Raw genomic sequence first — 14812 nt, 5'->3', positions numbered from 1 at the left:
CATGGAAGAAGAAAAGTTTCGCAGAGTGTATGCCAATCCGTTAGGAGAACCGGTCACCTATGAAATAGCACCTTATTTGTCCGAGAGAGGGTTCCTTCCGGGAAGGCAAATGTTCAAATTCCGGGACGCGCTGGAGATCGGTCATAAGCCTAGCGATCCTTTATTAACGGAGGACCCTCTTCGGGACGGATATGCCGATGAATCGTTTTTCGATCAACATTATGAGAAGGACTCACAATTAATTGAACAATATGACAAGCTGTATGCGCCGGACATGAAATATATCATCGCTTACGACAATTGGCCGACTTGGAATTGGCCTGCCAATACGCCCAATAATCCAAGGGGGACGCCGGCAGTTGACAAATTCAAAGCTGCAGCCGAGCTTGCTTCCCTCTATACGGAAGCCTATAATCGCAAGCTGGATGGCAGAGGACCTGTCTATATAGAAGTGAAAAACAAATCAACCATTCGTTCGGAGTGGATCTACCATAATGATGCCACCTATGATTCCTGGGGGCTTCTCGCTGACTTTCACAATATAACAGCTGATAAAATCAAGGAACGCAGTCCCGAGGTTCTGGTAGGGGGACCGACTAGCGCGAATATGACGCTGGATACTAGCGCTTTCGCGAGCGCCAGGGAGCAAATGAGATTTATGGATTTAACGAAGGGGCATCTTGACTTTTATTCCCATCATTTCTACGAAGGCAAGGACTTGATTTTAAATGAAACTGACGCCAACTATGGCGGGTATTTGACAGGCCGCCTGGAGGCTGTGCTTGATTTGCTCCGAAATCATATGACGTTAACCAACAACATCAAGCCTATGGTGATCTCGGAAACTGGAACCTTGCATTCGGGAGCGACGGATATTGATTATTGGATTCAGTTGAAGAACTTTAATGCCTATATGATTCGATACATGAATCGGGCGAATGAATTTGACATGATCGTGCCGTTTTTGTTGCCGATCAAATGGTGGGATAAGGGCTCGCCGGATATGCTCTTCCGATATGAAGAAGACGGCAGTCTGGGAGTACCTACTCCGCTGAAACATTACTTGGATTTCTGGAAGGATTACCAGGGGGATCTGCTTCCGGTAGAGGCCAATGACGACAAGGTTTATGTGCATGCCACGCAAACGGATAATGTCATTTATGTTGCTGTCAACAACAAGAACCCGCAGCGTCTCAGCCTGGAATTGAATCTTGAACTCGGCGGCGCCAAAATTTATGATATTGAGCAGAGAAGGCTCTATCTGGAGCACGGCAAGCTGCATTATGAGACGAAGAAACAGGCTGATCTGGAGAGTTTGCCTATGGCAGTGGAGGAAACCTCCATCATTAAAATTACATTGGACAAATCACCTGTTGTGAAAGACATTTTACTGGAAAAAACGTATTACGCGGATGAGATGCTGAAGGCCACGGGTCAACCGGCTGCTTTCCAGATCGCTGCTCCTGTCGAGCAATTGCAATCGGCTGTCTTGCGGGTATCATTTGGCCGTGAGAATGGCTTTAACGTTCCGATGAGCGTCACTTTGAACGGCAAAAACTATCAACGTGATATCAGTTACACGAATAAACCGGGGCGTTTCTTCGGGTATGTCGATTTCGACATTCCTGCAGGGGAGATCAAGGAGATGAACCAGGTCGTCGTTTCGCTTCCTCAACAAGGGGGTACGGTCAGTACGGTAGCGTTCATTAACTATTATGCGATGGAGGGTTCAGCAGATTCGAGTCCGCCGGAAACCGTCGCGAATATTGAAGGAGCTCATGAGAATGGATGGTACCGATCGGACGTAACCGTACAATTGGAAGCTGTCGATCATTCAGGTGTTGCGGGCATTTATTATCGGTTGAATGACGGTGAATGGAACAGGTATGAGCACGAACTCGAGATTCAGGCCGAAGGCACCCACACGTTAGCCTTCTACAGCAAGGATAAAGCTGGTAATGCCGAGCCTGTTCAAAGCAGGACGATTGCAGTGGATAAAACGGCTCCTGATGTGACCATCCAGCCAGATCGTATCGATTTGGGCGCGTCGAACAAGAAGCTGGTCGATATAAAGGTCAAGTTGCATGCATTGGACGAAACGTCCGGGATAAGGGATATTCAATTAACCTCCATAACTAGCAGCGAATTGGACAGCGGATTATTCGGTGGGGACAGCCCTGGTGATATTCAGGGCGCGGAGTTCGGTGCCCATGATTTGGAATTCAAGCTTCGGGCAGAGCTTTCTCCAAAGGCGAAAAAGCGGGTGTACACGGTTGTCTACACGGTAACGGATCATGCGGGGAACCACAAAACAGCAGAAGCGGATATCGTAGTTACAAAAGGGAAGTAGCCATAAATCATACAGTGAGCAATGAGAATCGCCATGCGCTAGTCCAAGGACCGTGCATGGCGATTAGTTCGTTCCAGGAACAAAGCGGTCTCTATAGGCTCCCGGCGTGATTCCTTCCTTGTTGCGGAAGGTGCGGATAAAATAGCTGCTATGTTCGTATCCCAGTTCGTATGCGATTTCCTGGACGCTGGTCATCGTATGGGCAAGCATTTGTTTGGCTCGTTCCAATCGAATATGGTGCTGATATTGCAAAGGGGTCATGCCGGTATGCTTCTTCAGGCATCTGCTCAAATAATCGATGTGGAAGTGAAACTCGTCTTCCAGCTTCTTCGAGCTATAGGGTTCCCGCATATGCGACTCCAGGTATCGCGCCATTCGGGTGCACAGCTCCAGTGATCGGGACATTGGTTTTGTCTGATGGATGACCTGCTGCAGCTCCAGCAATAGCTGAGAGGTCAGGCTATGAAGCTCCAGAGCATTCCGTATAAAGATATGATTGCGAATCTCTACCATCCGATCCAGAATCTGAAGTAGAGGGGGCAAGCCAACCTCAGCATGCTTGGGAAGGTACATCGTATGCGCTCGTGGATTGGCATCGTCATCCGTTGGTGGCTGCAGGGCTTGCGACCACTCGAAGCCGCCGCTGTTCAACTCGCGAGGAGGAACAGGATGGCTGAAGTGTACGTAATAGGTTTCCGTATTCTGTTCGCAGGGACGATGGCCAAAGTGGGTGCGACCCGATTCCAGCAGCAGCATGCTGCCGGCTGAAATCGTATAGGGCTGGTCGTCTTCCGTTATATACAGCGTGCCGTTGGTGACGATAATGAGATCGTAAATGTCCCAGTTGCGTCGGAAATGTGCTTTCCCTTGCTTCCACCAGGAATGACCGACAGTTATAAACTGGGGCAAAGGCGGGATGATGAACTCCAGCATCTTCATGGCGGTTCCTCCTGCATTAGCTTTCTATCTCTTAACGATAGGGTACGATTCACCATTCTGTCAATGAACATTTACTTATCTGCATTAGTCGGTATCGTATTATAATAAGTCGAGTATAACGCTTACAACTCGAATATCAAGTCGGTATGATAGGAGAAAATAAGGAGTTCAGGGGAGGACAAGAATGCGACAAGTATGGAGCTTAAACGCGGATTGGAAGTTTTATTACGGGGACCTTGTTAATACCAATTACGACGCTGTACACAAGGAAAGATATTCAAATCCGCATTGGATCAAGTCCGGCAATCATGGAATTGCCAAATGGGGGTATGACGATTCAGCTTGGAGTGACGTTCGGGTTCCACACGACTTCGTGCTGGAGAGCAACGATTATGACCCGCAGGTGCCTGCGTCACACGGCTCACTGAAGAAGGGTGTTGGCTGGTACCGAAGAGCATTTATGCTGACCGAGGATATCGCGTCGAAACGCTTAACTATTGAATTTGACGGGGTGTTCCGGAACTGCTCCATATGGGTGAACGGCCATTATGTAGGAGGTCATTTAAGCGGGTATACCAGCTTTGCTTATGATATTACAGAGGTGGTGCATGCCGAAGAGCCGAATGTAGTAGCGGTCCGGGTGGATGCAAGTGAATTCGAAGGCTGGTGGTATGAAGGCGGCGGCATATATCGCGATGTTAGACTGGTAATGACGGATTCGCTGAGAATATCGCATTGGGGAACGTTCGTAAAGGCTGAGCTCGATTCAATTGAGAACAAAGCGCTAGTTGTCATCGAGACGGAGGTAGACAGCCATTACGAGAAGGACGTAGCATTTAAGCTGCAATCTGTCATCATGGGGCCAGATGGAGAGCTGGCTGGCGAAGCCGTTACATCTGCTGATATCTCCGCGGATAATAGTTTAACGCTCAAGCAGTCCGTTACTCTGGAGGCTCCTTGTCTCTGGTCCACGGATTCACCCAATTTATATACGCTCAAGAGTATGTTATTCATTGGAGACGAAGTTGTTGATAGATACGAAACGGTCTTCGGAGTGCGGACGATTGCCTTTGATGCCGAGCGAGGATTTCTGCTGAATGGTCAGCCGCTGAAGCTTAAGGGTGTATGCTGCCACGAGGATCATGCCGGCGTCGGCATGGCGGTGCCTGCAGCCGTTAATGAATTCCGTATTCAGCGATTAAAGGAGATGGGCTGCAATGCGTACCGAACGTCGCATAATCCGCCCGCTCCTTCCGTCCTTGAGGCTTGTGATCGGCTAGGCATGCTCGTCATTGATGAGGTGCGTCAAACGGATGCAACAAGTGAAGGGCTGAGCCAATTGAGAAGTCTCATCCGAAGGGACCGGAACCATCCATCCATTATCTTATGGTCGTTAGGCAATGAGGAAATGAATATTCAAGGGAAGGACGCAGGTGTGCGTATATTGCACGCCATGCAAAAACTTGCGCATAAACTTGATCCAACCCGCAAGTGCACGTACGGTATGAATGCCGACTGGCTGCCGCTTACGCAGTATCATGAAGAGAACGGCTTCCATATCGACGTTCATGGCTTTAACTATATGATGAGAAGGAATTGGGATGCGTACGATCAGTTTCACAAGGCATATCCGGACAAACCGTTTATCGGTACCGAGAATGCTTCGACGCTGTCCACCCGCGGTGTCTACAGGAAGTCATTCGCCGATCGCTCGTTAAACATCTCCGAGCATGGCAAAGCAACAGTCATCTGGTCGAATCCGGAGCGTAAAGGCCTTATTAGTGCTTATGGTGAAACGTATCCATTGTGGGGAGCTCAGCCGGAGGAAGCCTGGAAGGCGGCGGCGGAGCATGACTTTGTAGGGGGATTGTTTGTATGGACGGGGTTCGACTACCGAGGAGAAACATTCCCTTATGAATGGCCTAGCGTCATCTCTCGATACGGGATTATGGATTTGTGCGGCTTCCCGAAGGATATTTATTATTACTATCAAGCTAGATGGACGAGTCAGCCCGTGCTGCACCTACTCCCGCATTGGAATTGGCAGGGAAGCGAAGGGGAATTGATCGATGTATGGGCATTCTCGAACATGGATGAGGTGGAATTATTTTTGAACGGGAACAGTGCAGGGAGGCGACTTGTTCTTGAGCATGGCCATGCCGAATGGCAGGTTGTCTACGAAGCGGGTGAATTAATGGCGTGTGGGTACCGCAATGGCGAGCTAGTGCTGACGGAGGTTGTTGCGACAACAGGCGAGCCGGACCAGATCCTCCTGAGCTCCGAGAGGACCGCTCTTATAGCCGATAATGAAGATGTATGTATCGTGCAAGCAGCGATTGCCGATGCAGCCGGTCGAATCGTTCCGAATGCAGACGCGCTCTTGACGTTTTCTGTAGAAGGACCTGGTCAGTTAATTGGTACAGGCAATGGCAACCCGGAAAGCCATGAGGATGACAAGTCGCCCTGCCGAAGAGCTTTCAAAGGACTGTGCCAGGTGCTGGTACGGGCCAACGGAGCAGGCGGTGACATTCGTCTGATTGCTGAAGCGGAAGGCGTAAAGCGTGGAGAATTAACTATTCACATTGAGCCTTCGGATAAAACATCGCTTGCGTCCGCGTTGAGATCTGCCGAGCTGATTCCAACGGGCACGGGTCGGAGAGATGCAGCCGACGGCGGTGTCTGATCGGCAATGATAGGGAGCTGCACGATTCTCTTGTCTAGCATTCCAATACGTACCGGAGGACAACAGATATGACACAATCTCATGATCGACCCAACCTATTATTTATTATGTCAGATGACCATGCAGCCAATGCCATTAGTGCTTATAGCTCCAGGCTGGCTGAGGTATGCGCGACTCCCCACATCGACAGGCTGGCCAAGGAAGGGGCGCTCTTCCGCAATTTCTTCTGCACAAACGCCATATGCACACCTAGTCGCGCGACGATTCTGACCGGTTTGTATTCCCACCATAATGGTGTGAAGACGTTAAGCGACAGCTTGAGCACGGAGCTGGAGACGTATCCTCGAAGGATGCGGGAAGCGGGCTACGAGACGGCCGTTATCGGCAAGTGGCATCTGCACAGCGAGCCGCAGGGATTTGACCATTACGATGTGCTGTCCGGGCAGGGCACGTATTGGAATCCCAGCTTTATAAGGTCAGGCTTTGACTGGTCATCCATATCCGATGTTCATGATGTGAGCACCGGGACGAGACTTGCTGGGTATGTTACGGACATTATTACGGACAAATGTCTGGAGTGGCTGGAAGCACGAGATCCATCCAAGCCCTTTATGCTCCATTGTCACCATAAGGCGCCGCATGACGATTTCGAATATCATCCCCGTTATGAGCACCTGTTCGACGGGATTGAAATTCCGGAGCCGGAAAGTTTGTGGGAGAATCGGGAGCATCGTTCGGAAGGCTCTCGAGACTACGGTACGTCCGTGTCGGAGCGTAATCCGAAGCGGAATGCCGTCCTGCGACAGAGCGATCCGTCTTACCCGACCGGTCCTCTTGAGCTTGCGGGTCTGGATGCGGAAGGGAGAACCAAAGCGGCGTATCAGAAATATTTGAAGGATTATCTTCGAGTTGTCAAGGGTATAGACGACAATGTAGGTCGATTGCTTGACTACCTGGAGCAAAGCGGTCAATTGGAGCATACGATTGTCATCTATACATCTGATCAAGGGATGTTTCTCGGTGAGCATGACTATATCGATAAGCGTTGGATTTATGAAGAAGCGCTGCAAATGCCGTTCCTCATTCGGTATCCAAAGGAGATCGAGCCGGGCACCGTGATGGAGTCGCTCGTGAGCAATATTGATATCGGACCGACATTGCTGGATTATGCCGATACCGACTATACTTGCCAAGTGGACGGGAGCAGCTTCAGAGGGCTGTTGAACGGGTCACAGATGGAATGGAAGGACGCCATCTATTATCGTTATTGGATGCATCTAACGCATCATGATAACCCGGCGCACTTCGGCTTGCGGACGAGAGAATACAAGCTGATCTTCTTCTATGGCTTGCCGCTGGACGCTTCAGGCGCGCTGGATGAAGTAACCCCCGCGTCATGGGAATTTTACGATTTGCGTCAGGATCCTTATGAGATGAACAATGTGTATGATCGTCCCGAATACAAGGAGCTTATTGAAGAAGCGAGACAAAAGCTGTTTGCGATAAAGCAGGGTGTGGGCGATGATGATTCAGCTTATCCAGAGCTCCTGGAGCGAATAGCGCTATCACAGCATAGCTAGTTTAAATTCATACAACTGCAGTTCAGCGAAGCGGAGGCCCCTATGGAGCCTCCGCTTTCTTGAAATTAAAAAAGCTTTCTTTCATAATGCCTCCTCCACATTAGGCCTCTTGCTTGGCTTAACAACCCATGTTCCTCCGACAAGGAATACCCCGCTAAGTATAAATACGGATAGAAGTCCTGCTGAGGAACCGATCAAGCCGAAGAAGAGAGGAGCCACGATCTGGGAGGCTCTGTTGACGGTTAATCTAAGACCAAGCACCTCTCCCGTGCGGGACTTCGGAGACGCATTATAAGTCGTCGTCATGGATAGAGGCTGACTGCAGCCGAGCCCGGTTCCCATACAAGCGCTCAGCACCGCGAGTACCAGAATATGATCCCAGATCGGCAGGAGCAGGAAGCAGATGCCGGCGACGAAGATAGAGGCCATAAACACATAATCACGTCCGAAGGCGTTCGTCAGTTTGGTTAGAAAGAAGCGCACGACTACCATCATCAACCCTTGAAGGGTTAATATCCAGCCAATAGATGAAGCCGAGATATCCATTCCTTGGGCATACAAGGGGAAATAAGCGACAAAGATATCGCGGCTGTATAGTGCTAGCACGCTCGAAATCATCGCCTTGCGCAGCTGCGGAATCTTCAGAAGTCCCAGGGAGGATATTAAAGTGGCTTCAGCCGGAGCTGTTGTTTTGCCAGAAGCTTGGAGACGCCAGGCCAATATGAACGCAATGATACACAATACTAGAGAAGCTGCAAAGACGGACGGATAGGAGATATGCTCCGCCATATAGCCGCCAGCTACAGGCCCAGCCACCGCTCCCACCGAAACGGCGGTTGAGAACATGCTGAATAGTAATCCCGCTTATGCGGGGGAGCAGCATTCCCCAGAAGATTTTGCAAGGAAATTACAATGAGAACATGAGAGATCCCCACAATAATCTGCGAAAGATAAAGCGCCCAAAGCGAATCAATCAGCGCGGGTATGGCCATACCTGTCCCAACTCCGATAAAGCCGCTTAATACCGGAAGCCGGTCCCCGACCTTGTCCGCAATTCTTCCTGCATAGATGGAGAGGAATAATGGAATCAATGCGTATGCTGCGGTTAAGTATCCAATTTCAAGAGTAGAAGCGCCGAGCTCGGCTCCGTACAAGGTCACGATGGGGCGGGTCATATTCAAGATCATCTGAAAGCAAAAAATAGCGATCATTATAATTCGAAAGCTCATCGCGGCGCGCAAGAATGATCCCCTCCTAATACGTACGGGATACATTATATCATGATTGCTTTTGACGAACTGTACATGGTTTTTCCATATAAAAAAGCTAAAATTTTCATATTGGATTGGAATGCCAATCCTTTACAATGAAAGCGCATCCAAGAATTGCGAGTAAAGGGGAGAGGAGGACAGCTTAACAATAACGGGCAAACCATATCACATGAATTTGGGAGGTAATAAAATTTGAAGCGACTATTTGCAGGCCTGCTTACCTTGGCTATGATTGCCGGGCTGGCGGGACAGCCTGGCACAGCCAACGCAGCAACCCCGTTCCCTACTTTGAACTTCGATAATGGCGTAATCCCTTCTTATGTAACAGGCTCGAACGCTACACTTCAGATTGTAACGAATACGACAGGGTCTAAGGCGCTCAAGGTCAACTACGCCGTTGCGGACTTCCCCTCCGTGAAGTTTGCGCCCGCTACGCCATGGAGTGTAGGCTCCGGCAATGCGATTGCCTTCGAGCTGACGAATGCAAGTAATAAGGATATTACATTCTACCTGCGTGTGGATGACAGCGCCCAAGCCGACGGCGTGAAGGACTCTATCGTTAGTCAGGCGGTAGCGAAGGCCGGGACGACTAACCAATATTTTCTGAGTCTCAACTCCGCGGTGCTGGATTTGGGCATGCGCTTCCTGCCGCCTAATCCTGCCGGCTTACAGATGGGATATGCATGGGGAGATAAGTCCATTGATCCCGCCAATGTTGTGTCCTTGCAATTTTTTCAGATGTATCCCAGCACTGCTACAGCCCTGGTGATTGACAATTTGAGAGTGATCCAGGACCCCAATTCCAATCTAAGCTACTTGAACGGCATTGTCGATAAGTATGGTCAGTATTCAGGGGCAAGCTGGAGCGAGAAGATCAACAGTGACCAGGATCTCTTGAACGATAAAGCAGAGGAGGCGCTTGCGCTTAACGGTTCACAGCCCATTGCTACAAGCCAATACGGAGGGTGGAAGAACGGTCCCAAGCTGCAAGCGACAGGTCGATTCAGGGTTGCTCAATATGGGGGCAAGTGGACATTGGTTGATCCTGAAGGGTACTTATTCTTCTCGACTGGTGTGGACGTCGTCCGCTTAGATGATATGCACACCTGGATCTCGGGACGGGATGCGATGTTCAAGGACCTTCCGACCAAAAACAGCTCACTCGGCGAGCACTTCCGTTATACAACGACAGTAGGCAGCCCGCCGCTGGGACAAACCGAGGGCTGGCTGTTCAATCACTATTCCGCGAACCTGGAACGCAAATACGGAACCGATTATTTCAATAAGTGGAAGGATGTATCCGTGGCCCGCTTCAAAAATTGGGGCTTCAACTCGCTTGGCAATTGGTCGGAGCCAACGCTGTTCTTCGGCAAGGGCTCCCAGCACAAGCTGGCGTATGTGGCCAATGGCTGGACGAGCTGGGGAACCCACACTACCATTCCAAGCGGGGAGTGGGGAGGGGTTGCCGACCCGTACGATCCGCAGTTCACGGTCAGTGTCAACGATATGGTGCAGAATCAGATTGTTGCGTATGGCGTCGCGCAGGACCCGTGGCTCATCGGCATTTATGTAGATAATGAAATCCCTTGGGGCAGTCCTGCTACTACACAGAGCAAATATTTGCTTATCAGCAACCTATTAGCCATGAATGCTGCTGACAGCAAAAGCTATGCCAAACGTGCCATGATCGCTCATCTGAAGACCAAATACAGCAACAACATTGCAGCATTAAACGCCCAGTGGGGCACTTCATTCGCTTCCTTCTCAGCAATGGACGCGCCGTTCAAGCCGGCGCAAATCTCAAACGGCATGCTTCCCGACTATTCAGCGATGCTGAAGCTTCTGGCAAAAAAATATTTCAACATCGTAGATGCCGCCTTGACACAAGCGCTGCCCAATATCCTGTATCTGGGCTCCCGGTTTGCGGAATGGGGCATTAGCAGTGAGGTTCAAGAGGCCGCGGCTGAATATGTGGATGTGGTGAGCTACAACGTTTACAAAGAGTCTGTTAACGGCCATAGCTGGATGGATATCGCTGCGCTGAACAAGCCTGCTATTGTAGGAGAGTTTGCCTTCGGATCCAATGATAGAGGTATGTTCGGAACGGGTCCGAACTCGGAATCCGCCGCGTCAAGCCAGCAGGATCGAGCGTCCAAATTTACGAATTATATGAATGCCGCCTTGCAGAATCCTTATTTTGTCGGCGCGCATTGGTTCCAATATGTGGATGAGCCGCTGCTTGGCCGTCATTGGGACGGCGAAAATTACAATCTGGGCTTTGTAGATGTAGCCGACGTTCCGTATGCTCCTCTTGTCAATGCCGCGAAAACGGTTCACGCTCAAGCCTATGCCACAAGATTCGGCAGCACAGGGAATACGAAAATATCCTTCGAAGCCTCGGAGAATCTATCCCTGATCAGCGCTTATAATCAAGCGACTATTCAATATGTGTCACAGGGCGCAACCGATGGCGTTCGCGCCATGAAGGTCAATGTAGGCACTCTCGATACGGTGTATGCGGGAGTAGAGTTCAAGCCTGCTTCGCCATGGAATCTGGGAGCTGCGCCATCCATCACGGCAGATGTGACCAACCCAACCGCATTGCCGATACAGCTCCGATGCAACGTGCTGGATAATAATGGACAGCTGAGAACGTTTTATTTTACCGTAAATGCCAATGCTTCTCGCACCATTACGCTCGGCAGCTTCGGCGCCTCGCCTGCCCAAACGTCTGGGGCTGACGGCTATTGGGGAGCGACAAACGGATTGTCGACGGCCCAAATCAAGTCCATCAGCTTCTACTTGTGGGAGGATGCTCCAAAAAGCGGGAATTCGTTTATAATGGATCATTTGCTAATATCAAAGTAATCTTGGGAATCCCGTGAAGAATGACCAAACCTACCTTTATGGTCTTTTCGATGTGTGTCGTCACTTTTGTTATTGAGAGTGGCTACATTAATTATGCTGTATTCAACCGATAACATGAAAGGGATATTTCTTCGTCACCTGACTCAAGACCAAGAACAACGCTTGCGTGGAGCCGATTGAATTACAAGTAGAAGAAGGTCACGATTCATATAATAATATTTATGAACGGTCATCAGCTAGTCAAGCATCGCAAGTACGATGACTGAAAAAAGCTTTTCACCTTCAAAATTTGTGCGGTTTCCCCTTAAGTCGTTGAGTATGTTAGACTCAACGACTTAAGTAGTGCCCCATCAGACAACCTTGATCTTGTTTTGTTCTCGTAGTATGGTGGCATGACGCTTGTTTTTGTTTCGCCAGCGAAGGTAAGCCTGGATCGCTGAAGCCAAGTCTTTGTGCTGCCGAAAGTCACTGCCTTCTAACACAAACTTACGAAGCGGCCCGAAATGGCACTCGATTCGGTTCAGCCAGGAAGCATAGGTCGGTGTGAAGACCAGTTCCACGTTATTTTCATTCGCCCATGCTTTGACCTTGTGGTGCTGGTGGGGAGAGAAGTTGTCCAGGATGATATACAGCCGCTCGGAACGATGATACCGGCGGCGGAGCACATTGAAGAAACGCAAGATGTCGGCATGTTTCTTGCTCTTGGAAGAATGGCCGTACAACTGATTCGTCTTTACATCGAGCGCGGCGAGCAGATGCTTCACGCCATGCGGCCGTGTGTAGGTTGCACGAAGCCGCTTAGGCCGGCGCTGCTGAAACCAGCCTTTGCCGCGGTAAGGCTGCAGGGATAACGGGCCGAACTCGTCGACGCAGATTACCCGCCCGTCTTCCGGAAGGCAGTCGTATAGAGCTTCGATTCGTTTTTTTTATTCTCGAATTCCGGATCGGTCGATTCCTTCCACGTCTTGGTGTTCTGGTATGTGATCTTGGCTTCGTCCAGAATGACGCGAATGGTTTCAATGGAGATCGAAGACACGATGTTCTTCTTCTCCGCTGCCTCCTTCAGCTTGGCCAGCGACCAGTGTGTGAAAGGGAACCCCAGCACTTTAGGGGGAGTCTGAGCAAGCTCGATGATGTCGGCTCGCTGCTCCTCGGTAAAGGTGGGCGGTCGGCCGCCGCCGTAATTCGGTTTGAGCGAGGCCATCCCTTCCGTGTTGAACCGGTGGATTGTTTTTCGAATATGTTCACCCGAAATATGGTACATCCGGCTAATCTCTGGCACTTTCATCTTTTGAGCAGACGCCAGGATTAAAAGAGCTCGGCGGACTTCCACTGGATTTGCACCTTTCCGTGCGATTCGCAGAAGGCGGTTGCCTTCCTCCTTACTCAGATCTCGTACAAAAATAGTCATGAACCTCACCCCGAGAGTAGTTGTTATCGGTATTTACCCGGTTTTACCAACTACGATCTCAGATGGGGCAGTAGCTTAAAGAATAGACCAGAACACCGTCTTATATCGTATGCATCTCGGTGAAGAGTACAGACTTATAATATATTCAAGATGCTGCTTTTCTTGTATACCTGGTGCCATTTGCATTCAGTGCTTTAGCGTAGACTGTCTGCGATATTCTCCTGGTGACAGACTGGTTGCCTTCTTGAATCATCGATTAAATGATGTTGCACAATAGTAGTCGATTTTCTCATCGATAACACCTATAGGTAGTGACGAATCCCTCAGCATCTCCTTGGCCTTCCGAATTCGCACCTCCATAATATGCTCACTGAAGGTTACACCGGTCTTTTGTTTGATATAGTTGGACAATTAACCCGAAGATAAGTTGATTTTGCTCGCAACAGAGTCCAGCGATAAATCTTCATTGTAATGATGCTCCACATAATGAAGCAAAAATCAATGATATCGTTTTTTGCCAGCTTTCGCTCCTCGATTTTGACGCAAATATCATAAATGACACCTCTGAGATAAGCGGATAGCTCCTCGGCAGAGAGACATCCATTAATTTCGTCTCGATCCATGAGGCGGTCTGATTGATACTGACCTTGGATAAGGAACGCCAACTCGTCACGTTTAATAACGATTCGTTCCGCCAGCTGTCTATATTGTAAGGCAGGAGCTTTCTTCCTCCTTAGCTGTTCAATCAGCGGTCTGTCAGCTCAATGACGGCGGAGGCATTCCCTTGCTCAAGATGATTGAACAGAATCTCTAGATCGCTTTCCCGATATAACGGAAAGTCGATATGAGTGGCAAGCTCCGAGATGATTTGTGTCTCTTGAATCATCATTCGTTGCCGCAGCAGTTGCTGCACCTGCCGGTACGCCTCTTCAAATTGCTGTGTGCGCTGGTATTCTCCGCTTATGCACGCGGTGATCAGATAATGGTCGACATCCTGATCATATATCTGCTTCATTCGTGCAGCTGCTTCGGTCAGGAGCTGTCGCTCCTCTACATCGAAGACAACCGTCAGCACCTCATTGACATCCATTTGGAAGGTACGAGACTTGGAGAATCGATCAGACATGAACAGGTCGATAAATTCTCTTTATGAAATAAACCAGTACAGTAGCCGCAGGTACCTTGCTTACTCTGGGCTTAAGTGGCTCACTTGACGAAGCTGAGGCTAAAGTAAAGAGTAGTCGCAACATCATTGATATTAAACCATCGCAAAGGGAATCTTTGCATATTTATTTCCCGATAAATAAGCAAGAAAGGGAAGCACTTATTAAACCACTCATCGGAGTGGTTTTTTAGTTGACTATATTTATTCTTGGTGCAAATGTCGATCATTATTTTGAAACGTCCTTGCGTTTGCCTGGACTATTCTTTTTAAGGTTGTTCAGATCCCCAACCCTGGCTAGAAATCCAGCTACGTTAATCAATACAGCTCCGGTACGGTCAGCATTTGATTCCGTCCAGAGATGTTATCACGATAAGCAGAGCAATTCAGCCCTAAAAAATTAACAATAAATGGTTAATCTACGCGGAGCTTTCAAAATTTGAAATCTATCTTTGAATGGAAGTGCCCGATTTGAACCTCAAGATGAAATGGTTATTAGAAGGCCTTAATTCTGCTGGCCATATTGCTACCTTAAGTCATGTTGAGGG

General features: G+C 49.3%; 10 protein-coding genes. 4 read left to right on the top strand and 6 right to left on the bottom strand.

Going from position 1 to position 14812, the window contains the following annotated elements:
- Position 1: 1 nt before the first annotated feature.
- On the top strand, positions 2-2350 hold the full coding sequence (locus GE073_RS12915; protein ID WP_153783597.1) for an OmpL47-type beta-barrel domain-containing protein: 2349 nt from the start codon (positions 2-4) through the stop codon (positions 2348-2350).
- Positions 2351-2413: 63 nt separating this feature from the next.
- On the opposite strand, the gene GE073_RS12910 is transcribed toward GE073_RS12915, so the two are convergent.
- Complete coding sequence (locus GE073_RS12910) at positions 2414-3289, bottom strand: helix-turn-helix transcriptional regulator (RefSeq protein WP_153783596.1); 876 nt, start codon at positions 3287-3289, stop codon at positions 2414-2416.
- A gap of 184 nt (positions 3290-3473) precedes the next feature.
- On the opposite strand from GE073_RS12910, the gene galA reads away from it, so the two are divergent.
- Together galA and GE073_RS12900 are read left to right on the top strand one after the other, a co-directional pair.
- The gene (gene galA / locus GE073_RS12905; RefSeq protein ID WP_153783595.1) at positions 3474-5972 is read left to right on the top strand and encodes a beta-galactosidase GalA; all 2499 of its coding nucleotides are present in this window, start codon (positions 3474-3476) and stop codon (positions 5970-5972) included.
- Between the two features lie 68 nt (positions 5973-6040).
- Positions 6041-7552 carry a sulfatase family protein gene (locus GE073_RS12900; protein ID WP_153783594.1) on the top strand — a complete coding sequence of 504 codons (1512 nt, stop codon included), beginning with the start codon at positions 6041-6043 and terminating at the stop codon, positions 7550-7552.
- An 81-nt stretch (positions 7553-7633) separates the two neighbouring features.
- Here the strand turns inward: GE073_RS12900 and GE073_RS25815 are convergent, their stop codons facing one another.
- Positions 7634-8398, bottom strand: a complete 765-nt coding sequence (locus tag GE073_RS25815) for an MFS transporter (protein WP_267238409.1) — start codon at positions 8396-8398, stop codon at positions 7634-7636.
- Complete coding sequence (locus GE073_RS25810; RefSeq protein ID WP_323744201.1) at positions 8353-8826, bottom strand: MFS transporter; 474 nt, start codon at positions 8824-8826, stop codon at positions 8353-8355. The genes GE073_RS25815 and GE073_RS25810 overlap by 46 nt, the downstream gene beginning before the upstream one ends.
- 189 nt (positions 8827-9015) lie before the next feature.
- Between GE073_RS25810 and GE073_RS12890 the strand changes: the two genes are divergently transcribed.
- A complete protein-coding gene (locus GE073_RS12890) occupies positions 9016-11691 on the top strand; it encodes a hypothetical protein (protein ID WP_153783593.1) in 2676 nt (891 codons plus the stop codon).
- Positions 11692-12041: 350 nt separating this feature from the next.
- Here the strand turns inward: GE073_RS12890 and GE073_RS12885 are convergent, their stop codons facing one another.
- The 3 genes from GE073_RS12885 to GE073_RS12875 all read right to left on the bottom strand — a co-directional run bounded on the left by GE073_RS12885 (position 12042) and on the right by GE073_RS12875 (position 14177).
- Entirely contained in the window at positions 12042-12566 is a 525-nt protein-coding gene (locus tag GE073_RS12885; RefSeq protein WP_267238427.1) for an IS630 family transposase, read from the bottom strand.
- Entirely contained in the window at positions 12566-13024 is a 459-nt protein-coding gene (locus GE073_RS12880) for a helix-turn-helix domain-containing protein (RefSeq protein ID WP_228551475.1), read from the bottom strand. Before GE073_RS12880 ends, GE073_RS12885 begins: the two co-directional genes overlap by 1 nt.
- A gap of 823 nt (positions 13025-13847) precedes the next feature.
- The gene (locus GE073_RS12875; protein ID WP_153783590.1) at positions 13848-14177 is read right to left on the bottom strand and encodes a hypothetical protein; all 330 of its coding nucleotides are present in this window, start codon (positions 14175-14177) and stop codon (positions 13848-13850) included.
- Positions 14178-14812: the final 635 nt, after the last annotated feature.

Origin of the sequence: Paenibacillus sp. B01 (assembly GCF_009649995.1) — a bacterium.
Taxonomy (GTDB): Bacteria; Bacillota; Bacilli; order Paenibacillales; family Paenibacillaceae; genus Paenibacillus_O; species Paenibacillus_O pasadenensis.
The sequence above is the reverse complement of the archived record's forward strand: the minus strand, read 5'-3'. Positions and strand labels throughout refer to the sequence as shown.

Excerpts from the sequence above, each read along its gene's own strand:
- galA (WP_153783595.1), top strand. The coding sequence starts at position 3,474 with ATGCGACAAGTATGGAGCTTAAACGCGGATTGGAAGTTTTATTACGGG.
- GE073_RS12915 (WP_153783597.1), top strand. The coding sequence starts at position 2 with ATGGAAGAAGAAAAGTTTCGCAGAGTGTATGCCAATCCGTTAGGAGAA.
- GE073_RS25810 (WP_323744201.1), bottom strand. The coding sequence starts at position 8,826 with ATGTATCCCGTACGTATTAGGAGGGGATCATTCTTGCGCGCCGCGATG.
- GE073_RS12900 (WP_153783594.1), top strand. The coding sequence starts at position 6,041 with ATGACACAATCTCATGATCGACCCAACCTATTATTTATTATGTCAGAT.
- GE073_RS25815 (WP_267238409.1), bottom strand. The coding sequence starts at position 8,398 with ATGTTCTCAACCGCCGTTTCGGTGGGAGCGGTGGCTGGGCCTGTAGCT.
- GE073_RS12910 (WP_153783596.1), bottom strand. The coding sequence starts at position 3,289 with ATGAAGATGCTGGAGTTCATCATCCCGCCTTTGCCCCAGTTTATAACT.